At 71.6% G+C, this 23,379-nt stretch carries 21 protein-coding genes; all 21 read left to right on the forward strand.

The window, feature by feature from the left end:
• The first annotated feature begins 6 nt into the window (after positions 1-6).
• Positions 7-1,395 (forward strand): amino acid permease, encoded by a 1,389-nt coding sequence (locus ACH4TL_RS06670; RefSeq protein ID WP_398310904.1) that lies wholly within the window; start codon positions 7-9, stop codon positions 1,393-1,395.
• Between the two features lie 187 nt (positions 1,396-1,582).
• Entirely contained in the window at positions 1,583-2,842 is a 1,260-nt protein-coding gene (locus tag ACH4TL_RS06675) for a cytochrome P450 (RefSeq protein ID WP_398310901.1), read from the forward strand.
• Between the two features lie 490 nt (positions 2,843-3,332).
• Positions 3,333-4,331 carry a ParB/RepB/Spo0J family partition protein gene (locus ACH4TL_RS06680; protein ID WP_398310898.1) on the forward strand — a complete coding sequence of 333 codons (999 nt, stop codon included), beginning with the start codon at positions 3,333-3,335 and terminating at the stop codon, positions 4,329-4,331.
• A 118-nt stretch (positions 4,332-4,449) separates the two neighbouring features.
• Entirely contained in the window at positions 4,450-6,465 is a 2,016-nt protein-coding gene (locus ACH4TL_RS06685) for an anthranilate synthase family protein (RefSeq protein ID WP_398310895.1), read from the forward strand.
• The gene (locus ACH4TL_RS06690) at positions 6,447-7,655 is read left to right on the forward strand and encodes a 3-deoxy-7-phosphoheptulonate synthase (protein ID WP_398310892.1); all 1,209 of its coding nucleotides are present in this window, start codon (positions 6,447-6,449) and stop codon (positions 7,653-7,655) included. The genes ACH4TL_RS06685 and ACH4TL_RS06690 overlap by 19 nt, the downstream gene beginning before the upstream one ends.
• Before the next feature lie 38 nt (positions 7,656-7,693).
• Positions 7,694-8,491 carry a 2,3-dihydro-2,3-dihydroxybenzoate dehydrogenase gene (locus tag ACH4TL_RS06695; protein WP_398310889.1) on the forward strand — a complete coding sequence of 266 codons (798 nt, stop codon included), beginning with the start codon at positions 7,694-7,696 and terminating at the stop codon, positions 8,489-8,491.
• A 9-nt stretch (positions 8,492-8,500) separates the two neighbouring features.
• Positions 8,501-9,142 carry an isochorismatase family protein gene (locus tag ACH4TL_RS06700; RefSeq protein ID WP_398310886.1) on the forward strand — a complete coding sequence of 214 codons (642 nt, stop codon included), beginning with the start codon at positions 8,501-8,503 and terminating at the stop codon, positions 9,140-9,142.
• 14 nt (positions 9,143-9,156) lie between these two features.
• Positions 9,157-9,687: an SRPBCC family protein gene (locus ACH4TL_RS06705; protein WP_398310883.1), complete on the forward strand. Its 531-nt coding sequence runs from the start codon at positions 9,157-9,159 to the stop codon at positions 9,685-9,687.
• Positions 9,688-9,696: 9 nt separating this feature from the next.
• Positions 9,697-11,334: a class I adenylate-forming enzyme family protein gene (locus ACH4TL_RS06710; protein ID WP_398310880.1), complete on the forward strand. Its 1,638-nt coding sequence runs from the start codon at positions 9,697-9,699 to the stop codon at positions 11,332-11,334.
• Entirely contained in the window at positions 11,321-13,000 is a 1,680-nt protein-coding gene (locus ACH4TL_RS06715) for an AMP-binding protein (protein ID WP_398310877.1), read from the forward strand. Before ACH4TL_RS06710 ends, ACH4TL_RS06715 begins: the two co-directional genes overlap by 14 nt.
• Positions 12,997-14,244, forward strand: coding sequence for an acyl-CoA dehydrogenase family protein (locus ACH4TL_RS06720; protein ID WP_398310874.1), 1,248 nt, complete (start codon positions 12,997-12,999; stop codon positions 14,242-14,244). The genes ACH4TL_RS06715 and ACH4TL_RS06720 overlap by 4 nt, the downstream gene beginning before the upstream one ends.
• Entirely contained in the window at positions 14,241-15,359 is a 1,119-nt protein-coding gene (locus ACH4TL_RS06725) for an SDR family oxidoreductase (protein ID WP_398310871.1), read from the forward strand. Before ACH4TL_RS06720 ends, ACH4TL_RS06725 begins: the two co-directional genes overlap by 4 nt.
• Entirely contained in the window at positions 15,356-16,354 is a 999-nt protein-coding gene (locus ACH4TL_RS06730; RefSeq protein WP_398310868.1) for an SDR family oxidoreductase, read from the forward strand. The genes ACH4TL_RS06725 and ACH4TL_RS06730 overlap by 4 nt, the downstream gene beginning before the upstream one ends.
• Positions 16,351-17,901, forward strand: coding sequence for a PEP-utilizing enzyme (locus ACH4TL_RS06735; protein WP_398310865.1), 1,551 nt, complete (start codon positions 16,351-16,353; stop codon positions 17,899-17,901). Before ACH4TL_RS06730 ends, ACH4TL_RS06735 begins: the two co-directional genes overlap by 4 nt.
• On the forward strand, positions 17,888-18,172 hold the full coding sequence (locus tag ACH4TL_RS06740; protein ID WP_398310862.1) for an acyl carrier protein: 285 nt from the start codon (positions 17,888-17,890) through the stop codon (positions 18,170-18,172). The genes ACH4TL_RS06735 and ACH4TL_RS06740 overlap by 14 nt, the downstream gene beginning before the upstream one ends.
• Complete coding sequence (locus ACH4TL_RS06745) at positions 18,169-18,813, forward strand: transcriptional regulator (protein WP_398310859.1); 645 nt, start codon at positions 18,169-18,171, stop codon at positions 18,811-18,813. Before ACH4TL_RS06740 ends, ACH4TL_RS06745 begins: the two co-directional genes overlap by 4 nt.
• A complete protein-coding gene (locus ACH4TL_RS06750; RefSeq protein WP_398310856.1) occupies positions 18,810-19,874 on the forward strand; it encodes a PEP-utilizing enzyme in 1,065 nt (354 codons plus the stop codon). The genes ACH4TL_RS06745 and ACH4TL_RS06750 overlap by 4 nt, the downstream gene beginning before the upstream one ends.
• Positions 19,871-20,626, forward strand: a complete 756-nt coding sequence (locus ACH4TL_RS06755) for a maleylpyruvate isomerase family mycothiol-dependent enzyme (protein WP_398310853.1) — start codon at positions 19,871-19,873, stop codon at positions 20,624-20,626. The genes ACH4TL_RS06750 and ACH4TL_RS06755 overlap by 4 nt, the downstream gene beginning before the upstream one ends.
• Before the next feature lie 28 nt (positions 20,627-20,654).
• Positions 20,655-21,125 carry an SRPBCC family protein gene (locus tag ACH4TL_RS06760; RefSeq protein WP_398310850.1) on the forward strand — a complete coding sequence of 157 codons (471 nt, stop codon included), beginning with the start codon at positions 20,655-20,657 and terminating at the stop codon, positions 21,123-21,125.
• A 62-nt stretch (positions 21,126-21,187) separates the two neighbouring features.
• Positions 21,188-22,690, forward strand: a complete 1,503-nt coding sequence (locus ACH4TL_RS06765) for a flavin-containing monooxygenase (RefSeq protein WP_398310847.1) — start codon at positions 21,188-21,190, stop codon at positions 22,688-22,690.
• The gene (locus ACH4TL_RS06770) at positions 22,691-23,368 is read left to right on the forward strand and encodes a methyltransferase (protein WP_398310844.1); all 678 of its coding nucleotides are present in this window, start codon (positions 22,691-22,693) and stop codon (positions 23,366-23,368) included. It abuts the gene before it with no gap.
• Positions 23,369-23,379: the final 11 nt, after the last annotated feature.

Genomic DNA, 23,379 nt, shown 5'->3' on the forward strand with positions numbered 1-23,379 from the left:
GTTCACATGCTCGACCAGCACCACACGCGCCGCTTCGGCCTGCCCACGGCGACCGCCCTCGTCATGGGCAACATCATCGGCGGCGGCATCTTCCTGCTCCCCGCCTCCGTCGCCCCGTACGGCACCCTCAGCCTGCTCGCCTTCGTCGTCCTGACGGTCGGCGCCATCGCGCTCGCGCTCGTCTTCGGACGGCTCGCGCGGCGCGACCCGAGCACGGGCGGTCCGTACGTCCACGCCCGCGCCGCCTTCGGCGACTTCGCGGGTTTCCTGTCGGCGTGGTCGTACTGGACGATGACCTGGGTCAGCAACGCGGCGCTCGCGGTGGCGGCGGTCGGCTACGTCCATGTGCTGGTCCCCGGCCGCGAGTCCAAGGGCATGGACCTGGCCGTCGCGCTGCTCGCGCTGTGGCTGCCCGCCCTGGCGAACCTCGCGGGGACCCGCTGGGTGGGTGCCGTCCAGCTGGTGTCGACCGTGCTGAAGTTCGTCCCCCTGCTCTTCGTCGCGGTCGTCGGGCTCTTCTACTTCGACCCGTCCAACATGGGCCCCTTCAACGCGGGCGGCGGCAGCGCGGTCGGCGGGATGTCGGCGGCGGCCGCGATCCTGCTCTACAGCTACCTGGGCGTGGAGTCGGCGTCGATGAGCGCGGGCGAGATGGAGAACCCGGAGCGGAACGTGGGGCGGGCGAGCGTGCTCGGCACGATCGGCGCGGCCGTGGTCTATCTGCTCGGCACGGTGTCGGTGTTCGGCACCGTCGCCCACAAGGACCTGGTGAACTCCACCGCGCCCTTCTCGGACGCGGTCGACGCGATGTTCGGCGGCTCGTGGGGCGGGACGCTGATCGCGCTGGCCGCCGTGGTGTCCATCGTCGGCGCGCTCAACGGCTGGATCCTGATGAGCGCCCAGGCCCCGTACGCGGCCGCCAAGGACGGGCTCTTCCCGGCGGTGTTCACGGCCAAGCGGCGCGGGGTGCCGACGGTCGGGGTGTTCGTCGGCGTGATCCTGGCGTCGGTCCTGACCGTGGTCAACTACACCTCCGGGTCCAACGGCGTCTTCGCGACCCTCGTCCTGATCACCACCTTCTCGGCGACGGTCCCGTATCTGCTGGCGGCCGGTGCGCAGCTGTACTTCCTGCTGGCGGGGCGCCGCGACGAGGTGCGGACCGGGCGCTTCGTCTGGGACCTGGTGCTGGCGCTGGCGGGCTTCGGCTTCTCCTTCTGGCTGGTCTCGGGGGCCGGGTACGCGGCGGTGTACCAGGGCGTGCTGTTCTTGTTCGCCGGGGTACTGGTGTACGTGGTGATCGCGGCCCGCCGCCGGGCCCAAGAGGCGGACGGTGCGCCCGGCCGGGACGAGGCGTCCACGGGGGACGGCGCGGCGACGGAGGCCGGAATTCCATAAGGCCGGGGCGCGGATAGTTTCATGCCCCCTCGGTATTCCGCCGGGATATGCGATGCCGGTGATCGGAAAACCCTCTGATGCGCGCTCTTTCTCATGCGGCGGATGAGGGGGAGGGGGCGGAAGTTTCGCTCTTTTGTGCATCCTTCATCTGTTCCCTCCCGGAGTAAGAGGGCGAGAATCTCTCTCCATGACTGCCGAGCTGACTTCCGGTTGCCCCTTCCGCCTCGACCCCACCGCCGGTGACATCCACGCCGAGGCGGACCGGTTGCGGATGCGGGGCCCGGCGACGCCGGTGGAACTGCCCGGCGGGGTGGTGGCCTGGTCGGTGACGGATCCGGCTCTGGTGAAGCGGTTGCTCACCGACGACCGGATTTCCAAGGACGCCTACCGGCACTGGTCCGACGCCTACATCGAGGAGCGTATTCCGCCCAAGTGGCCGCTCCGCCTGTGGGTGGACGTCCGTAGCGCGCTGACCGCGTACGGCCCGGAGCACGTCCGGCTGCGCCGGCTGATCGGCGCCGCGTTCACGCCCGGCCGGGTGCGGGCCATGGCCCCGAGGATCGAGGAGATCAGCCGGTCCCTGCTCGACGGGCTGGACGCCACCGAGGCCGCCGCTCCCGGCGCGCCGGTGGATCTGCGGTCGCGGTTCGCCTGGGTGCTGCCGCTGATGGTCGTCAACACGCTCCTCGGCGTCCCCGGCGAATTGCACGACTCCTTCCGCGCCGGGGTCGCCGGGGTTTTCGCGACCGATCAGTCGGAGGCGGAAGCGGAGGCCAACTCCCGTGCGTTGTACCGGCTGTTGACCGGGTTGCTGGAGACCAAGCGGAAGGCTCCCGGCGACGATGTGACGAGCATGCTGATCGCCGCACACGACGACGAGACCGACTCCCGGCTCAGCGAGCAGGAGCTGATGGACAGCGTGCTGCTGCTGATCGGCGCGGGCCACGAGACCACGGTCAATCTGCTCGACCACGCCATCGTGAATCTCCTGTCCCGCCCCGACCAGCTCGCCCTGGTGCGCTCCGGGCAGGCGTCGTGGGAGGACGTGGTGGAGGAGACGCTACGCCACCAGGCGCCGATCGCCTCCATCATCATGCGGTTCCCGATCGAGGACGTCCACGACGCGGCGAGCGGGCTGACGTTCCGTCAGGGTGACCCCATTGTCATCAACTACGCCGCCGCGGGGCGTGATCCGCGCATCCACGGGACGCGCGGCGGTCACTTCGACCTCGTCCGGGCGACCCGCCGCGAGCACCTGTCGTTCGGGTACGGCCCGCACTTCTGCCTGGGTGCGGAGCTGGCCCGGCTGGAAGGGCGTATCGGGTTGCGCGTCCTCTTCGAACGCTTTCCCGATCTTGCGCTCGCGGTGCCGCCCGCCGAGCTTCGTCCGCTGGAGTCCTTCATCTCCAATGGACATCGACAACTGCCCGCCCTGCTGCGGCGCTAGATCTTCTCCGGACCGTCCGACCGCCCGACCCTCACGGCCTCGGTCCATCCCCACCTCGCATACCTCGCAAAGCGCGAGTTGACCATAAAGCGGTCCGTCACGTTTTGGTTGCGTGCTCAGCGCGGTGACTGCTACGGTCGCTTCGTCTTGGAATTGATGTTAACTCGAACTGTGAATACTGCGGTTTGTTAACGGTCCCGGTCGACCCCGGGACGAGCCTATCGACATCTGCCGTCATGAACTCCGATGAACCGGCCGACGTGTGGGAGTCGGCGATCCGGGTAGTGGCAGAAGGCTCGCGTTCCATGAGACAGACGGGGTAAGCGGAAGTCCACGGGGGTGGCCTTGAGCCGGTCATTACTTCACCTTCGCGTCGACGTGGCTGGGCTTGTCGTCCGGCGCCCAGCCCTCCATGGGCAGTACGCCTCCTGATGTCTTCGTCCATCGCTGTCTTCCATGAAGCACCGGATTGTCACAGGGGGATAGGCATATGACTGGTCAGCTGCTGGCTGACACTGCCGAAACCATGGCGCAGCCGTCCACGGAAATGGTGTCCCTGAGCGAGTTAACGCACTTCGATTCGCCCCGGCTGTCGGGTGCGGACAGTGAGCATGTGCGCCTTCTCGCCGACTCGGACGCCGAACTGCCGCCCATTTTGGTCAATCGCAGGACGATGCATGTCATCGACGGGATGCATCGGGTGCATGCCGCGGACCTGCGCGGCCTGGGTAAAATCGAGGCGATTTTCTGCGAGTGCGATGACGAAGAAGCGTTTGTCCTCGCGGTCAAGGCAAACGTCTCGCATGGACTTCCCTTGCCGCGGGCCGACAGGAATGCCGCGGCGAAACGTATCATCAACTCCCATCCTGAATGGTCCGATCGAGCCATTGCCTCGGTAACCGGGCTTTCCCATAAGACGGTCGGCGCGATCCGCCGCCGTGCGAGTGGGGAAATTCCCCAGTCGAGCACCCGGCTCGGCCGCGACGGCCGGGAGCGCCCGGTCGACGCCGCCGAGGGCCGTATCGAGGCGGGCCGGATACTCGCCGAGCGCCCCGGCGTCTCGCTGCGCGAGGTCGCCAGGGAGGCCGGGGTCTGCGCCGCCACCGTGCGGGACGTCCGCGACCGGCTGCGGCGCGGTGAGGCCCCCGTGGGACCCGTACGCCGCGAGCCCAAGGCGGCCGCCACCGCGGCCCCGACGGGGCCCAAGGCGGTGGCCCGGATCGACGGCGCCGACCGCGCCCCCGACCTCTCCGTACTGATCCACAATCTGCGCAAGGACCCCTCGCTGCGGCTCTCCGAGTCGGGCCGCACGTTGCTGCGGCTGCTGGACGCCTGCACGGTGGGGCCGCAAGAGTGGACCCGGATCAGCGACAACGTCCCGCCGCACCGCGTGGAGCTGATCGCCACGGCCGCACGCGAGTGCAGCCGGGCGTGGCAGGACTTCGCGACGGAGCTGGAGGAGCGCTCCAGCCGGCAGGCATCCGGCTGACGCTCCGCCGCCACCCCCGCTCGCCTCTTCGCCCCGTCCCTCCCCGTCCCTTCCGTTCGACCACCCCATTCGTCCCCGTTCGTCCATCCCTTTCGTACGGCGCCTAGGGAAGGCAGGCATGACGACCGATCACGTCAGGGGCCTCCGCGACACGGACGCCCAGGATCTCCTTCACGCGCTGATGGCGCCCGACCCGCCCCCGTTCGCCCTGCTGCGCAGAGCGGGCGCGGGCGGGCACGAGGTGGAGGTGCTGACCGGGCCGGTGACCGAGGTGGGAACGCTCGCCGAACTGCCGTCCCCCAGCCCCGCGTACGCGGGCGCCGGGGGCGGCGGACCGGACGAGGTGCTGGCGGTCATCCCCTTCCGCCAGGTCACCGAGCGCGGCTACGCGTGCAACGACGACGGCGAACCGATCGTGGCGCTCACCCCGCGGCGGCGCGCCGCCCTCCCGGTGAAGGAGGCGCTGGATCTGCTGCCCGACGCCGAAGTCGCCCTGCGCGACGGTGGGTTCGACATCGGCGACGAGGACTACGAGAAGGTCGTGGAGAAGATCCTCGACCAGGAGATCCGCGCCGGTGAGGGCTCCAACTTCGTCATCCGGCGGTCCTTCCGGGCCACCCTGGGCGAGTACCGGCCCGAGGTCGCCCTGACCGTCTTCCGGCGGCTGCTGACCATGGAGTCCGGCGCCTACTGGACCTTCGTGGTGCACACCGGTGACCGCACCTTCGTCGGCGCGTCGCCGGAGCTGCACGTACAGGTCGACGCGGGCACCGCGCGCATGAACCCGATCAGCGGCACCTACCGCTATCCGCCCTCCGGCGCGGATCTGGACGGGGTGCTGGAGTTCCTGGGCGACCAGAAGGAGACCGACGAGCTCTTCATGGTCGTGGACGAGGAGCTGAAGATGCTCGCCCGGGTCTGCGACCACGGCGCCCGGGCCCGCGGCCCGTATCTGCGCGAGATGGCCAAGCTCGCGCACACCGAATACCTGCTGGAGGGCGCCACGTCGCGGGACGTCCGCGAGGTGCTGCGCGAGACGATGTTCGCGCCGACCATCACCGGCAGCCCGCTGGAGAACGCCTGCCGGGTGATCGCCCGGCACGAGGAGAGCGGACGCGGCTACTACGGCGGCGCCCTGGCCCTCCTCGGCCGGGACCCCACCGGCCGGGCCACCCTGGACTCGGCGATCCTCATCCGCACCGCCGACATCGGCCGCGAAGGAGACCTGCGCATCGACGTCGGCGCCACCCTGGTCCGGGACTCCCGTCCCGCCGCGGAGGTCGCCGAGACCTGGGCCAAGGTGGACGCGCTGCTGGCCGCCACCGGTCTTGAGCGCCGGAGCGCCGGGCCCGGGGCCGCGGTCCGGCCCGCGGGCGGCGGCGCGCCACTCGCCCACGACCCCGAGGTGCTGAGCGCGCTGGAGCGGCGCAACGCCGGTCTCTCGGCGTTCTGGCTGGGCAAGGAGGACGGCGGGGCCGGGCCAGGCGCCGGGCCCGCGCGGACGGTGGGGCCGGACGCCGGACGGGTGCTCATCGTGGACGCCGAGGACATGTTCACCGGCATGCTCGGCCACCAGACCCGCTCGCTGGGCCCGGACGCCACCATCCGCCCCTGGGACGCGGTGCTCCCCGGGGACCTGGACGGCTACGACTGCGTCGTGCTGGGCCCGGGCCCCGGCGACCCCCGGGCCACCGACGACCCCAAGGTGCGCGGCATCGCCGCGCTGATCGGACGGCTCTTCGCGCAGGGCATCCCGTTCGTCGGCGAATGCCTCAGCCACCAGGTGCTGTGCGCGCTGCTGGGGCTCGAACTCTTCCCACGGGAGCGCCCCAACCAGGGCACCCAGCGCCGTATCGACTTCTTCGGACGCTCCGAGCCGGTCGGCTTCTACAACTCCTACGCCGCCCGCCACACCGCCGAACGGCTGGATTCCCCACTTGTCCGCGGCACCGTCGAGCTGTGCCGCGACCCGGCCACCGGCGAGGTGCACGCGGTGCGCGGCGAGCGGTTCGCCGCCACCCAGTTCCATCTGGAGTCGGTGCTGACCGAGCACGGCACCGATCTCCTCGCCGATCTGCTCGGCTGGGCGCTGCGACGCCCCGCCGAGCTGATCGAATGCGACGCCGAGCGGTGATCGGCGACGGCACCCGGGCCGCACCCGGACGCACCGGGCCCGAAGTGGCGGCCCAGCAGCCGGAGTGGCGGACCCACCCGGACTACGCGGCCAGCCGCGCCGCCCTGGCCTCGGCGCCCGCCCTGGTGACCGCCGCCGAACTGGCCAGGCTGCGCCGGGCGCTGGCGGTGGTGGCGGGCGGCGGCGCGCGGATGGTGCAGCTCGGCGACTGCGCGGAGAGCTTCGAGGAGACCGGCGCCGACCACGTCCGCGCCAAGACGGCGGTGCTGCACGCCCTCGCCGATGAACTCGGCGGCGACGGGCCGGTGTTACGGGTCGGGCGCATCGGCGGGCAGTTCGCCAAGCCGCGCAGCCAACCCTTCGAGGACGTCGACGGGGTGCTGCTGCCCGCCTTCCGCGGCCACATGGTCAACGGCGAGGCCCCCACCGCCGCGGCGCGGGTCCACGATCCGCGGCGGATGGTGCGGGCGTACGAGGCGAGCGCCGAGGTGTTACGTGTCCTCACCCGTGACCGGGACCGCCGCACCGGGGCCTTCCCTGACGGCCCCTGGGCCAGCCACGACGCGCTGGTCATCGACTACGAGGCCGCTCTGGTCCGCGCCGACGACGGACAGCGGATCCTCGGCTCCACCCATCTGCCGTGGCTCGGCGACCGCACCAGAGCGCCCGGCTCGGCCCATGTGCGGCTGCTGTCCCAGGTGGCCAACCCGGTGGCGCTCAAGCTCGGCCCCTCCGCCGACCCCGCCGGACTCGCCGAGGTGTGCGCCCTGCTGGACCCGGACCGGACACCCGGCAGACTCACCCTGATCGCGCGGATGGGCGCGGAGCGCGTCACCGAACTGCTGCCGCCACTGGTGGCCGCCGTACGGGCGCGGGGCCACCGGACGGTGTGGCTGAGCGATCCGATGCACGGCAACACGGTCCGTGCGGGCGCCGCGGCGGGCAGGGTGAAGACCCGTCACCTCAGCGCCGTCGTGGACGAGGCGATCCGCTGCAAGAGGGTCCTGGAAAGGGCGGGGGAGCACCCCGGAGGACTCCATCTCGAAGTCGCCGCATCGGATGTCACCGAATGTCTCGGCGGAAAGGTCGACGGCGCCGAGCGGTTGACCGAGCGCTATACGACGCTGTGCGATCCACGCCTGAATCCCGACCAGGCAGCCGAATTGATGCGCACCTGGATTCGCGCATAGGAATCCGTAGACTCGGAATACCCTCAGGAGGTGAGGAATTGACCGAGCACAAGGAAATCCCCGACATCGCGTGCCGGGTCGCGCTCGTCACCGGCGCGGCGGGCGGAATCGGAACCGCCATCGCACGGGCGCTCGCGGGACAGGGAACCGTCGTGGCCGCCGTGGACAAGGACGCCGGGCGGCTGAACGATCTGGTGGACAAGATGGCGGTGGACGGACTGACCGCCGTCGCCTTTCCGGCCGATGTGACCAACAGCGCGCGCATCAATGAGGTCGTCGACCGGATCGAAACCGAACTCGGCGCCGTGGACCTGCTGGTGAACGCAGCCGGAGTCATGCGGGCCGGATCGGCGCTGGAGATGTCCGACCTCGACTGGCGGGCCATCTTCTCGATCAATCTGGACGGCGTATTCCACTGTTCCCGGGCCGTCGCCTCGCGCATGAAGGAGCGCGGTGAGGGCGCCATCGTGACCGTCGCCTCCAACGCGGGCCGTATACCCCGGGTGCATATGGCGGCGTACGGCGCGTCGAAGGCCGCCGCGTCCCTCTACACCAAGTCCCTCGGACTGGAACTGGCGGAATACGGAATCCGCTGCAATGTGGTGTCGCCCGGTTCGACCGACACCGACATGCTGCGTTCGCTGTGGTCCGCGGAATCCGACCGGCAGACCACGCTCGACGGTTCCATGGCCACCTACAAGACCGGAATCCCGCTGCGGCGGATCGCCGAACCCGGTGACATCGCGGACGCGGTTCTCTTCCTCGCCTCCGACCGGGCCAGGCACATCACCATGCAGGACCTGTGCGTCGACGGCGGCGCGATTCTGGGGGTGTGAGCACAGGCCATGGGAATTCCCCTCATCGCGCCCTATCCGATGCCGACCGCGGCCGATCTGCCGAAGAACCAGGTCGACTGGCGGCCCGACCCGGAGCGCGCCGTCCTCTTCCTCCACGACATGCAGACGTACTTCCTGGCGCCCTACGACCAGGGCAGCGCCCTGTACGGAGAGCTGCTGGCCAACACCCGCGCGCTGCGCGAGCGGGCCACCGCGCTCGGCATGCCGGTGGTGTACTCGGCCCAGCCCGGCGACATGGACCGCGGCCAGCGCGGGCTGCTGTACGACTTCTGGGGACCCGGGATGTCCGCGGACGAGCGGGACACCGGAATCGTGGAACCGCTGCGGCCGGCGGACGGGGACACGGTACTGACGAAATGGCGTTACAGCGCTTTCGTCCGCTCCGAACTCCGTGATCTGATGCAGAGGTCCGGCCGCGACCAATTGATCGTGTGCGGGGTCTACGCCCATGTCGGCTGTCTGATGACCGCGGTCGACGCCTTCAGCTCGGACATCCAGCCGTTCCTGGTGGCGGACGCCCTCGCCGATTTCACCGCCGGACACCACCGCTCCGCGCTGGACTACGCCGCACACTGCTGCGCGGCGATCCACACGACCGAGCAGACGCTGAATTTTCTGGCCGCCCGATAGAGGGGTGCTGATCCATGACTTCCACGGAAACGTTCCGCGTGGCCGCCGCGACCGATATCCGCGCGTCTCCCGCCGCCGTCTTCGCGCATGTCAGCGACCTCCCCCGCAGCGGTGACTGGAGTCCCGAATGCCTGGGCGGGGAGTGGACCGAAGGAGAACCGGCGGCGGTCGGTTCCGTCTTCACCGCGCGCAATCACCGGGAGCCGGACGTGGTCGGCTGGGCGCCTGTGGTGCGCGGCGACTGGACCACACAGTGCGAGGTCGTGGAATCCGTCGCCCCGCGCGTGTTCAGCTGGGCCATGCGCACCAAGGACGGCCGCGCCCAGGAGAGCGTATGGTCGTTCACGGTCGAGCCCACGGCGGACGGCAGCACGCTGACCCACGCCTTCTGGATGGGCGAACTGACCGAAGGCATGCGGGGAATTCTCCACGGCATGAGCGACGCCGAGGTGAAGAAGTTCCTCGACGACTGGTCGGACAAAATCGACGGCGATATGCGGCAGTCGCTCGCCCGTATCAAGGCCGCACTCGAATCCGCCTCCTGATGGCGAGGGGTGACCCCCACCGTGATCCTGCAACGCATCGGGAACAGGGGACTGTTCCTGGGCTCCTTCTTCGACGGTGCCGCCAAGAAGAGCCCGTACCAGAAAATCACCCTCGACCACGAACTCGACATCGCACCGGAGCTGGGCAGCGACCTCACCGCCTACGCCTGCGCGAATCTCGTCGCCGAAATGGCGTCCGCGCTGAGTGATCTGCGGGTGCGTCCGGGCGACAAGGTCGCCGTCTACAAAGAGGACGGCTTCGACATCTTCCTGCTCACCTGCGCCGTCGCCCGCCTCGGCGCGGTCCCCGTCGCCCTCTCGCCCAGCCTCACCGGCGAGGTCGTCGCCGAACTGCTGAACCGCTGCGACTGGCCGCACCTCATCACCGATGAGAAGAAGCTCGTCGGCGAGCTGCCGCCGGATGTGACCAAGCGCTGCAAGCGGGTGTTCCTGGTGACCGGCGAGGCCGAGGGCACCACCGCGCTGCGGCGGGACCCGGACGTGCGGCTGCGCCCGTTCACCCGCACCAGGACCCGGCGTCCCGCGCTGCTCACCCACACCTCAGGCACCACCGACATCCCCAAGCTCGTCGTGCACACCGCCCGTTCGCTGCGCGCCCGCTACCGCCCGCAGGCGCTCGGCGCGCGGCTGCTGATACGCGGCCGCGAAACCCTCGCCGTCCGGGTGTCGTTCGTGCACTCGCGGCTGGTGACCGCGCTCGCCATCGCGCTGGAGCGCGGCTTCCCGATCGTCATCACCAAGGACGCCACGCCCGAGCGGATCGCCGACATCTTCGCCGAGGTCAAGCCCGGGGTGCTGGAGGCCCACCCCAACACGTTCGTGGAGTGGGAGCCGCTGGCGGACGACCCGCGCGGCCCGCTGTCCAACGTCGTTGCCCTGAGCAGCACGTTCGACGCCATCCACCCGCGGACCGTAAGGAAGATCCTCGGCGCCTCCCGGCGCCGGCGCCCGTTCCACCTCCAGCTGTACGGGCAGAGCGAGGTCGGGCCCACCGTCGGCCGGGCCACCTCCCGGCGGCGCGCGATGTCCGCAGACGGGCGCTGCGTCGGCTTCCCGTTCCCCGGGATGACGGCGGTCCGGGTGGTCGACCGCAACGGCCGCACCCCAGGGCCCGGCGACCCCGGCTTCATCGAGGTCCGCTCCGACGGCCGGGCGCTCACCTACTTCGGCGAGGACGCCCGCTTCCAGCGCCAGCTGGACGACGGCTGGTGGCGGATGGGCGACGTCGGCTACCGCACCCGCTGGGGCTGTCTGCACGTCTCCGACCGCGAGGTCGACGTCATCCCCGGCTTCGGCAGCGCGCTGGAGGCCGAGGACCAGCTGATGTCGCGGCTCGACAGCCTCCTGGAGGTCGTGGTCGTCCCCGGTGAGGAGGGCGCGCCGACCCCGGTCGTGGTGACCAGGGACGGCGGGCCGCTGGACCTCGTCCAGTGGCGGAAGGCCGCCGGACAACTGCCCGCGATGCGCCCGCCGGTGCAGCTGAGCCTGGACGAACTGCCGCGCACCGCTACCGCCAAGGTGCAGCGCCTGGAGCTGGCCCGGCTGCTGCGCGACCGGACCACCGAGCCCGGGCCGAATGCCCGGCCGACCGAAGAGCAGGGGGAAGGCCACCATGGCGCAGCGTAGGACGCCCGACCACGACCGCGTGTTCGGCTGGCTGGACGACCCGTCGGACGAGCGCGGGATGCGGTTCCGGCTGGACGACGGCTCCTGGCAGCGGCTCACCTACGGGGAGCTGGCCCGGCGCACCCTGGGCGCGGGCGCCGCGCTCGCCGACGCGGGCGTGCGGCCCGGCGATGTGGTGCCGCTGGTGCTGCCGGGCGGGGAGGACTTCGTCACGCAGTTCTTCGGGCTGCTCGCCATCGGCGCCACCCCCTCCGTGCTGCCCCTGCCGCTCGCGCTGCGCGGCGGCGAGGGCTACCAGAACCAGCTGAAGGCCATCACCGCCCGCATCCACCCGCGCCACGCCATCGCCGACCCGCGCTACCACGACGTGGTCGCGGAGAACGTGGCCCGGCTCGGCGGCGGCACCGAGGTGCTGGCGCCGCGTTACGCCGACCGCCCCGAGGAGGCGCCGCGCGCCTGGGGCGAGCTCGCGGTGCTCCAGTTCACCTCGGGCTCCCGCGGCTCACCGCGCGGGCTGCGCATCTCGATGGCCAACCTGGCCACCAACCTGCGCATGATCCAGGGGTGGATGAACCCGGTGGGCTACGGCGCGGTCACCTGGCTGCCGCTCTACCACGACATGGGCCTGGTCGGCGGGCTGCTGGGCGCGCTGACCCTCCAGGTGGAGCACGCGCTGATGCGGCCCGAGCAGTTCATCCGGGACACCCGCGGCTGGATCGCCGAGTACGGCAGCACCCCGTACTCCAACATGTGCATGCCCAACTTCGGCTTCGAGCGGGTGCTGTCCGCCGTCCGCCCCGACGACCTCGAAGGGCTGGACTTCTCCCCGCTGACCGCCGTGGTCAGCGGCGCCGAGCGGATCGACCCCGCCGTCCTGGCCCGCTTCGCCGCGCTGCTCGGCCCGCACGGCTTCGACGTACGGGCGCTGATGCCCGCGTACGGGCTGGCCGAGGGCACCCTCGCGGTGACCGGGGTGAGCAAGCACCACGTGCCCCGGATGGTGCGGGCGGGCGGTCTGGAACGGCGGCTCGGCGAGAAGCTGGACGTCAGCGAGGTCGTCGAACTGTCCACCGTCCCGGTCGCCGAACCCTGGACCTGGCAGGTCAGTTGCGGTCCGCCGCTGGAGACCGCGCGCGTGGAGATCCTGGACGAGGACGGCGCCCCGCAGCCCGAAGGGGTGCTCGGCGAGATCTACGTCGAGGGCCCCTCGGTCGCCGACGGCTACGCCGACCCCGGCCCCGACGACGCGGCCAAGCTGCACGACGGCAGGCTCTGCACCGGCGACGCCGGATTCGTGCTGGACGGCGAGCTGTACGTCATCGGACGGCTCGGCGACAGCGTGAAGGTCAACGGCCAGAACGTCTTCGTCGAGGACATCGAACTCGAACTCATCGCCTCCGGCGCCGTCTCCCGGCGCCACGCGACCGTCGTCGCCGGGGTCACCGGGGGCGAGCCGACCGTGCTGCTGGTCACCGAACGCCCGCTGGGCGACCGGCTGGACGACGCGCTGTCCGTCATCGCGGCGTTCACCGGCGACGCGGCCCGTGCCCGGGTGCTGTACGTCAAGCGCGGCACCATCCCCCTGACCTCCAGCCGCAAGCCCCGCCGCCGTTCGCTGTGGCTGTCCTACGTGGCGGGTGAACTGAAGGAGCGTAACGACTCGTGAGTGTTGTGGCCGCACCGGCGGAGCAGACCGCACCGGCGGGGCAGACCGCCCGCCTCTTCACGGCCGGGCCGTTCGGCGAGCGGGTGGAGGACACCCGCAAGCGCGTCGCCGAGCTGCTGCGGCGGACCTTCGAACCGGTCGCGGGACAGGCCGAGGCCGAGGGGCTGTTCCCGCGCGAAGCGCTGGCCGAACTCGGCCTCGCCGGGCTGTTCGAGGAGCGCTGGCGCGACGCGTCCCCGGCCGACCCGTACGGCGACCCAGGACTCGGCGTGATCATCGCCGAGGAGAGCGGGCGGCTCGGGCACGCCAGCCTGTCGGTCGGGCTCAGCCTGCACTGCGAGACGGTCCTGTCCGTCCTCACCCGGTTCGGGGACTCCCCGCTGCTCGCCGAGTACCGGGCCGGGGCGCTGGAGGGGCGGCTGGTGGGCTGTCTCGGCGCCTCCGAACCCACCGGCGGCTCCGACCTCAACGGGGTGCGGACGGTCGCCCGCAGGACATCCGACGGCTGGCGGGTCACCGGCGAGAAGAAGTATCTGTCGCTCGGCCTGGTCTGCGACGTCGCCCTCCTGCTGTGCCGACTGGACGAGGGCTCGGGCCCTGTCGACGGCCGCCTCGGGCTGCTCGCCGTACCGCGTGACGGGCTCACCCCCCGCAAGCGGCTCGACAAGGCGGGCACCTCAGCGCTGGACACCACCTGGATGGTCATCGACGCCGAAGTGCCCGACGAGGCCCTGGTCGGGCGGCGCGGCGGCGGGCTGCTCGCCGCCACCTGGGGGCTGAACCACGAACGGCTCTCCATCGCCGCCCAGGCTGTCGGCGGCGCGGCCCGCGCCATCGGGCTGGCCACCGCGCACCTCCAGCGCCGCAAGCAGTTCGGCAAGCCGCTCATCGAACAACAGGCGCTGCGGCTCCGGCTGGCCGAGCTGTCGTCCCGGCTGATCGCCCTGCGCTACGCCGTCTACACCGCCGCCCAGGGCGTGGCCGTCCCCGGCGCGTGCGGGACCCGCGAGGTCGCGGCCCTCAAGACCACGGCGGCGCGGTTCGTCGAAGAGGTGATGAGCGAGTGCATGCACCTGTTCGGCGGCCCCGGCTATCTGGAGGACGAGACGCCGCTCGCCCGCATGTGGCGCGACTCCCGGCTGGCCCGGCTCGGCGGAGGCACCGACGAGATGATGTGGGAGCTGGTCGCCGGGGGACTGGTGCCCGACACCGCCGCCTACGACGAGGGTGTCGATCTCGGATGAAACTGCTGCTGACCGGAGTCACCGGACAACTCGGCACCGCGGTCGCCGGGATCGCCCCGCGGCGCGGGGTCGGGATCGTGCCGCTGGTGCGCCGTACCCGCCCCGGACAGGTCCCCTTCGAGCGGCTGTTCCCCTCGCTCGCCGACGCCCGGGTCGGCGGCGACGTACGCGAACCGCTGTGGGGTCTCACCGACGCCGAGCTGGACGAACTGGCCGAGGACGTCGACGCCGTCGTCAACCTCGCCGGGGACACCAACTGGGCGGGCAGCGGCCGCGATCTGTACGCCGTCAACGTGCTCGGCGCCCGCAACGGCTACGACGTCGCCCGCGAACTCCAGCGGCGCTCCGGCCGCCGGGTGGTGTACGGCTACGCCTCCTCGATCTTCGTCGCGGGCGGCACCCTCGGCCGGATCGCAGAGACCCCGCTCGCCCCCGACCGCCACCGCACCGCGTACGAGCACAGCAAGTGGCTGGCCGAACAGGAGCTGACGCGGCGGCACGGCCCCGGCGAACCCGATGTCCTCATCAGCCGGGTCGCCGCCCTGCTCGGCGACTCGAAGACCGGCGCCACCCGCAAGCGCAACTCGCTGTATCTGCTGGCCGAACGGTGGGACGAGCTGCCCGGCCGGATACTGCCCGCCATGCGCGGCGCCCGGGTCGACGTCCTGCCGCGCGACCTGGCGGCGGGCACCCTGCTGGACGCGCTGGCCGGGCTGCACCGCGCCGGACCGCGCCCCGAGCCCGTCATCACTCATCTGTCCGCGGGGGAGCGGGCCCCGTCGATCCGCGGCCTGCTGGAGGTGGCGCGCTCCCTCGCGCCACTGCACTTCGGCAAGTGGCTGCGGCTGGTCCCGGCCTCCGCCGAACAGGTGCTGTGGCTCTCCGCCAACGCCGAACGCTTCCTGCCGCTGTCCCAGGCGTGGCGCAACAGCCTCACCGGACTGCGCTACATCGGGCTCGACCGGGTGATGGAGCGGGGCCGTCTTGCCGGTCTGGTGGACGGGCCGCTGCCCGAACCCTCCACCGAACTGCTGGCCCGGCTGCTGTTCGACCTCCCGGCGCCGAAGCGTCCCCTGGCCCCCGCCGACAGCGGATTGTCGAGGTTCCTGGCATGACCGATTCCGGCATGAACGTGCTGATCCTGGGCGGCTCCGGATTCCTGGGAACCGCCGTGGCGCAGGCATGCGAGCGCGACGGCGCCACCGTCCGGGTGCTCTCCCGCAGCGGCCGCACCGCCGTCGGTGAGGGCGTCCGCGGCGACGTACGGATGCCACGCCTCGGGCTGTCCTCCGCCGATCTGGCCCGGGTGCGGGAGGAGACCACCCATGTGGTGCTCTGCTTCGGCTCGGTGTCCTGGACGTCGGGCCCCGGTGAGGTGCTGGAGACCCACAGCTCCGGGATGCGCCAGGCGCTGGCGTTCCTGCGCGAGCTGCCCGCGCTGCGGCAGGCCGTGCACATCTCCTCGCTGCTGGCGCTCGGCCGCGCCAAGGGCCGGATCACCAACCGCGAGCTGTACACCGGCCAGCGCTTCCGCAACTGGTACGAGTACGGCAAGTACTGCGCGGAGCGGCTGGTCAGGGACACCCCCGAACTGCCCGTCGGCGTCGTACGCTTCGGCCCGGTGCTCGGCCCCGATCCGCGCGGCGGACGGCCCGACACCCGGCACGGGCTGCCGATGGTCTTCCCGCATCTGCTCGCCGGATATCCGGTGCACCTGGCCCGGCGCGGGGAGTTCCCGTGCTGGATCACCGACGCCTCCTCCGCCGCGCAGATCGTGCTGAAGGCGCTCCACGAGCCGATCGGCCGGGCCACCTGGACGTGGTTCGACCCGGCGCTGCCCACCCTCGGCGAGGTGTTCACCGAGGTGTGCCGCCCCTGGGGCGTGGTGCCGAAGATCGTCGAGGCGGGGCCGCTCGGCCGGTTCACCCGCCTGGTCGGCGAACGGGTCGGCGCTCCGAAGGAGCTGACCGAGTACACCGAGCCCTGGTTCGACCTCGACGTCGATGTCCTCAAGGAGATCCCCGAGCCCTGGCCCGTGCCCGACCCCGACTACCTGGGGGCCACCGGTGAGGCGCTGCGCGGCGGTACGGAGAGGAGGGCCCTCGTATGACCGAGCAACTGACCGCAACCGAGCAGGCCGCCGATCAGCCGACCGAGCGGCCGGTGTCCGTCGACACCGATCCGCACCCCTACTTCCGCGTCTACTCGGCGGGCAACTTCGGCGAGGTCGCCCCGCAGCGGCTCTCGCCCATGTCCTGGTCGCTGGTGGGCGACCCGATGGAGCGCGGCACCCGCGCCATGGCCCGGCGGCTGTGGGGCCGCCCGGCCTGGGCCGAGGGCGGCCACTACGTCTTCGTCGGCTACTTCGGCTGCCGCCCGTACCACAACCTGGCCGCCTACTGTCAGCTGTCCGCCTCCATCCCGGGACTTCAGCCGAGCGATGTCACCGACGCCTACTTCGAGGGCATCGACTCCCCGGAGGAGCTGACCGCGCTGCGCTCGGGCCGGGTCCGCCAGGTCGCGGGCAGCGCCAAGCTGCTGGGCGAGCTGCGCGACGCCGGGCCGCGGCTGCGCGCCCTGGAGGAGCGGGTCGCCGAGCTGGAGTGGGGGCTGCGCGCCGCGACCACCACGGCCAGCCCCATCGCGCTGGCCGGGGTGCTGCGCGACGCGCTGCCCGTCCTCGAAGAGGCGTGGGCGGTGCACATCCTGACCACCTCAGGTCTGGTGCCGGTCAGCGCGCTCCAGCGGCGCGTCTACGGCAAGCTGCTGCGGCACGGCAAGGAGATCGCCCACTGGCTGACCCGGCCGCGCGAACTGGTCTGGGACCGGCTGCACACCGCGGCGTCCACGCTGGACCCGTTCGGCCCGGGCGACTTCCTGGCGTCCTCCTTCTACGAGGTCGCCGACGACCAGGCGCCCTGGCAGGACTACGCGGTGCGGCACAAGCAGGTCGCGGGCGGCAGCGGCGAGGCGTCCGTGGCGCCGATCGACCCGGCCGAGGCGCTGGCCGGGATGGTCTCGCCGTGGCGCAGCCGCACCGTACGGTCGCTGGCGGTCGCGGTCGGCGAGATGATGGCCGGGCGCGAGCACTCCAAGTCACTCGCGATGCGCACCCTGCACGTCTACCGGCGGCTGCTGCCCGCGCTGGCGGAGCAGCTGGGCGGCGACGCCGAGCTGTGGCCGTATCTGACGATCCGGGAGTTCACCGAGCTGGCCACCCGGCCGGGGCTGATCGAGCGGGCCCGGCCGCGGATCGAGGCGTGCCGGGCCGCCCTCGCCACCCCGATGCCCGAACACCTCGACCTGACCGGCGACGACGGCGTGATCCGGCCGTGGCTGAGCCAGAGGCCGCAGGGGCTGCGCGGGGTGGCGCCCGGCATCGGCACCGGCACCGTGATGACCCCCGAGGGCGATCTGCCCGACGAGCCCGTCATCATCGTCTGCTCGTCCGCCGACGCGGACATCGCACCGCTGCTGCCCTTCGCCGAGGGCGTGCTCAGCGAGCGCGGCAGCGATCTGTCACACATCGCGATCCTTTCCCGCGAGTACGGGATTCCGTGCGTCGTGGGCTATCCCGGCGCGGCCTCGCTGCCTGCGGGCACGGCCGTCTCCATCAACGGCAGTACCGGAGAGGTGACCATCCTTGACCCTTCCTGACTCCGCCCGGACATCCGCGAATTCCGAGACCCTGACCGCGTTGGAGGAGGTCTACGCCCAGGTCAAGCGGGTCCAGCGGGATCTGCGGCCGACCGACCGCATCATCCAGGACCTGGAGATCGACTCGCTGGCCACGCTGGAGATCCTGCTGGCCCTGGAGGAACGCTTCGGCGTGGCGCTGGTCGACAACCCCAAGGCCGCCGGCATCACGACCGTCGGCGACCTCGTCGGACTCCTCGACGAGCTGCGCGCCGACGCCACCACGACATGACGACGGGAGAGACCGTGCTTCCCGACAGCGCCGCCTTCGACGTCCTGCACACCCTGGCCATCAAGGGCATGGCGACCGCCGACCCGCTGGTGGCGGGCGCCGGGCACGACCGCGACGACGTCCTCGCCGAACTGGAGAAGCTGCGGGCCGACGGGCTCGCCACCCATATGGAGCGGCGCGGGCTGTGGCGCATCACGGCCGAGGGCCGCGAACGGCACGGCGCGCTGCTCGCCGACGATCTGGCCGGCGACGGCCGGGACCGGCTGCGACCGGGATATGAGCGCTTCCTGCCGGTGAACGACCGGTTCAAGGAGCTGTGCACCCGCTGGCAGCTCCGCGACGGCGCCACCAACGACCACACCGACAGCGACTACGACCAGGCGCGGGTGGCCGAACTCGGCGCCGTGCACGACGAGGCGATCGAGGTGACCGGCCGACTCGCCGCCGTACGGCCCCGGTTCGGGGCGTACGCCGACCGGCTCACCGCCGCCCTGGCCCGGCTGCGCGACGGCGACCACAAGGCGTTCACCGGCGTCATGTGCGACTCGTACCACGACGTCTGGATGGAGCTGCACCGCGATCTGCTGCTCTCGCTGGGCATCGAGCGGGAGGCCGAGGAACGGGCGGGGGCGTCCCCATGAGCGGCGCGGCCACCGTACTGCGGCTCACCGGCGAACTCGGCGACGGCGACCGGACCGCGGTCGGCGGCAAGGCCGTGGGGCTCGCCGCGCTGCTGCGCGCCGGGGTGACCGTCCCCGACACCTGGGTGGTGCCGGTCGGCGCCGAGCCCGGCGCCGACGACCTCGCCCGGCTCGCGGCGGTCGCCCCGCGCTGGGCGGTGCGCAGCTCGGCCACGGTCGAGGACGGCGCGGCGCTCAGCTACGCGGGCATGTTCCGCAGCGAACTCGACGTGCCCGCCGACGCGCTGGCCGCCGCCATCACCGCCGTACGGGACTCCGCGCGCAGCGACCGGGTCGCCGCGTACCGGGAGCGCACCGACGCCGGACCGGCGCTCGACGTCGGGATGGCGGTGCTGCTCCAGCCCTTCCGCACCCCGGTGCGCAGCGGTCTGTGGCTGGGCCGGGCGACGGGCCGGGGGCGGCTGGAGTGGGTGCGCGGCAGCGGCGACGCCCTGGTCTCCGGTGCCGTCACCCCTGCCTGGGAGGAGTGGACGCCCGGGGGGCGCGCCGGGGGCTCGGAGCCGGAGCCGCTGGTGAGCGGCGGGCTGCCGGTCGGCGCGGCGTGCATCGCGGTGCAGGACGCGCTCGGTGTGCCCGCCGATCTGGAATTCGCCCTGCTCGACAGCGGTCTGGTGTGGCTCCAGTTCCGTCCGATGACCACCGCGCTGGGGGAGTCCCCGGGGCCTGCGGCCGACGCGGACGCGAAGGTCGTGGTGGGCATCGCGGCCTCCGCCGGGGCGGCCACCGCCCGCGCGCTGCGGCTGCGGGACATCGACGACCCCCGCTGGGAACCGGGCGCGGTGCTGCTCGCCGAGCAGACCGACCCGGACTGGGTACCGCTGATGGCCGAGGCCGCCGCCCTGGTCACCGCCGAGGGCGGAATGCTGTGCCACGCCGCCATCGTCGCCCGCGAACTCGGGGTGCCCTGTGTGACCGGGGTCGGCGCGGCGGCGCTGGAGCGGCTGGCCGCGGGCGGCCCGGTCGCGGTGGACGGCTCGGCGGGCACGGTGGCGATCCTGTGACCCCGGTACGCGAGGAGCTGGCCGATCTCGCCGAGGAGCAGCGGGAGTTCGGCGCGCTGGTGCGGTCCCTCGACGATGCCGCCTGGCGCCGCGACTCGGCGGCGGACGGCTGGACCGTGGCCGACCAGGTGTCCCATCTGGCCGACACCGAGGAGGTGGCCCGCGACACCCTGGCGGGCGGCCCGCGCGCGTTCGCCACGGCCGTCCCCGCGTATCCGACCGCCGAGGACTTCACCGCCGCCGGATGCCGCCGCGGTGACGGACTGTCGCCCGGCGAGCTGACCGTCTGGTGGGACCGCGCCGGTACGAAGACCCGGCTGCTGATGGCGGAACGCGCCCCCGGCGACCGCGTGGCCTGGGGCTTCGGCATGACCACCGAGGTGTTCGCCACCGCCAGGATCATGGAGACTTGGGCGCACGGGCTGGACATCCGGGACGCGCTGGGGCTCGCCGCGCCCGAGACGCCCCGGCTGCGCCACATCGCCGCCCTCGGCCACGCCACCCTGCGCTACGCCCTGGCCCGCGCCCGGGTGCGCCCACCAGGGGACCGCACCCTGCGGCTGGAGCTGACGGCGGGTGACGGCACGGCGTACGCCTTCGGCCCGGACGGCGCGACCGATGTGCTGCGCGGTCCGCTGCTGGAGTGGTGCCGGGTCGCGACCCGGCGCACCAGGGGCGCCCCGGCGGGCGGGCTGAAACCCGACGGAGAGCTCGCCGAACTCGCGCTGCTGTACGCGCGGGCCTATCTGTGAAAGCGAGGCAGGACGGTAGTGTGACGTCATGGTCAAGGTGGAGAAAGAACAGACAATCGCCTGTACACCGGAAGCCTTCCTCGACTTCGTGATGGACATCGAACGCTACGTCGAAGTCGATGACAAGGTCGGACCGATCTCCTGGGTGCGCAGGAGCGGCAATCTCATCGAGTTCAAGTTTCAGCCCAAGCTGCCCGGTTTGCGTCTTCCGGAGCCCAAGGCCGTGGCCCAGATGCGGCTCACTCCGGGTGAGCGCATCGACATCCGGCTGGCGCCGCTGCCGCTGAACAAGTTCAATCACCGGATGGCCGAGTTCAGCGCCCGGTTCTCCTGTGTGCCGGTGGACGGCGGGATTCGGGCCACCCGGATGATTTCCTTCGACTTCAACCCGGTCACCCGCTGGATGCTCGATCCGGTGCTGCGGCGCACCCTTCCCGGATCGGTGGAGCGGGAACTGCGGCTGAGCAAGCAGATTCTGGAACGAAGCACGAGCGGCTAGCCTTCGGGGCGTGCCCCGCGCGGAGTTCGACGACCGCGTAGTTCGACGACAGGGGGAAACCCATGGCGATATCGGCGGACGACGACACTCCGGCCCCGGCCGGGGAACAGCACGCGCATGTCATCGTGATCGGCGCGGGATTATCGGGAATCGCCGCCGCGGTCAAACTGCGGCGCGGCGGCATCACGGACTTCCTGGTCCTGGAGAAGTCCGACCGGGTCGGCGGGACCTGGCGGGAGAACACGTATCCGGGATGCGCCGTCGACATCCCCTCGCCGGTCTATTCCTTCTCCTTCCACCCCAACCCGGGCTGGAGCAGGAATTTCGTCGGCCAGCCCGAGCTGCTGTCCTATATCGAGGACACGGTGGACAAATTCCGCCTCGCCCCGGCACTGCGCTTCGGCACCGAGCTGCTGGAGGCCGCCTGGTCCGGGGAGCGCCGCCGCTGGATCCTCGACACCAGCCAGGGGCGTTACGTCGCCCAGCACGTCATCTTCGCCTCCGGACTGCTCCATGAGCCGACCGTCCCGTCCCTGCCCGGGCTGGACGGCTTCCCGGGCGAGACGTTCCACTCGGCGCGCTGGAACCACGGCGTGGACCTCACCGGCAAGCGGGTCGCCGTCATCGGCACCGGCTGCTCGGCCATCCAGATCGTGCCGGAGATCCAGCGGCAGGTGCGGCAGCTGTACGTGTTCCAGCGCACCGCGGCCTGGGTGATGCCCCGGCTCGACTTCCGCGTCCCCAGGCCCGTCCAGCGGCTCTTCCGGCACGTCCCGGTCACCCAGCGGCTGTTCCGCGGCGCGTGCGACGGCTTCCTGAAGACGCTCGCCCTGGTCATGCGCCGGGGGAGCGTCGCCCGGCTGCTCACCCCGGTCGGCAGGGGCCTCCTCCGGCGCCAGGTGCCGGACCCGGAGCTGCGCGCCCAGCTGACCCCCGACTTCACCATCGGCTGCAAGCGGCTGCTGCTGTCGAACACCTACCTCCCGGCCATGACCCGGCCCAACGTGCGGCTCCTCCCGCACGCCCTCGACGCCGTCGAAGGGCGGGAGCTGATCGCGGCGAACGGCGACCGGGTCGAGGTGGACGTCATCGTGTTCGGCTCCGGCTTCGAGATGCGCCATCCGCCGATCGCGTCCCGTATCCGCGGGCGCGACGGCCAAGTGCTGTCCGAGGCGTGGAAGGCGAAAAGCCCCGAGGCATACCGGGCCACCACCCTGCCCGCCCTGCCCAACGCCTATATGCTGCTCGGCCCGAACATCGTGATGTACAACTCGCTGCTCGCCCTCGCCGAGGCCCAGCTCGACTACATCGTGGACGCGATACGCACCGCACGTGCCCAGGGCATCGACACCCTGGAAATCCGCCCCGGGCCCTTCCGTTCGTTCAACGACGAGGTGCAGCGCGGCCTCGCCTCGACCGTTTACAACACCGGCGGATGCACCAGCGTCTATCTCGACGAAAAGGGCAAGAACTTCGTCACCTGGCCATGGTCCACCAAGAGGCTGCGCAACGGCCTGGCCCGCTTCGACATCGAGAACTACGCGACGACCCCTGCGGAGCGCTGAATGTACGACTACACCCAGCCCCTGAGCCGGAGCGAGGCGAGCCGGGCCAAAGTACGCCAGCAGACGGACATCGAGCTGAGCGGCATGGAATGGACCCTGCTGCCGGATGTGTTCTCCCCGGCGGACTCCAAATCCAGCCTGGCCCAGCTGTCCCTGCTGCAATTCCCGGCCGGCGGCACCTTCCTCGAAATCGGCTCCGGCATCGGACTGATCGCCGTACATGCCGCCCTCGCGGGCTGCCGCGAAGTCCACGCCACCGATCTCAATCCGGCCGCGGTCAAGAACACCGAACTCAACGCCGAGCGCTTCGGCGTCGCGGACCGCGTCACCAGCACCCACAGCGATCTGTTCGACGCGCTCCACGACGCGCCCCCGTTCGACGTGGTCTACTGGCATTCCAACAATGTGTGGGCGCCGCCGGAACTCGATCTCAGCGCGCATGAACTGGCCTATGTCGACCCCGGATACGAGGCACACCAGCGGTATTTCCGCGAGGCGGGGAATCACCTCGCGCCCGGCGGCCGGGTGCTGATCGCGCTCAGCAGCCGGGCCGGCCGCGCCGAACTGGACGAGCTGGCGGCGGCCGAGCACCAGCGGCTGATCACCCTCGACTCCACCACCGTGGACGAGCCCGAAGGCCCCGTGGTCTACGAACTGCTGGAACTCGTCCCCCGGTAAGCCCCCGGCGC

Origin of the sequence: Streptomyces sp. NPDC021115, from assembly GCF_044333065.1 — a bacterium.
GTDB lineage: Bacteria > Actinomycetota > Actinomycetes > Streptomycetales > Streptomycetaceae > Streptomyces.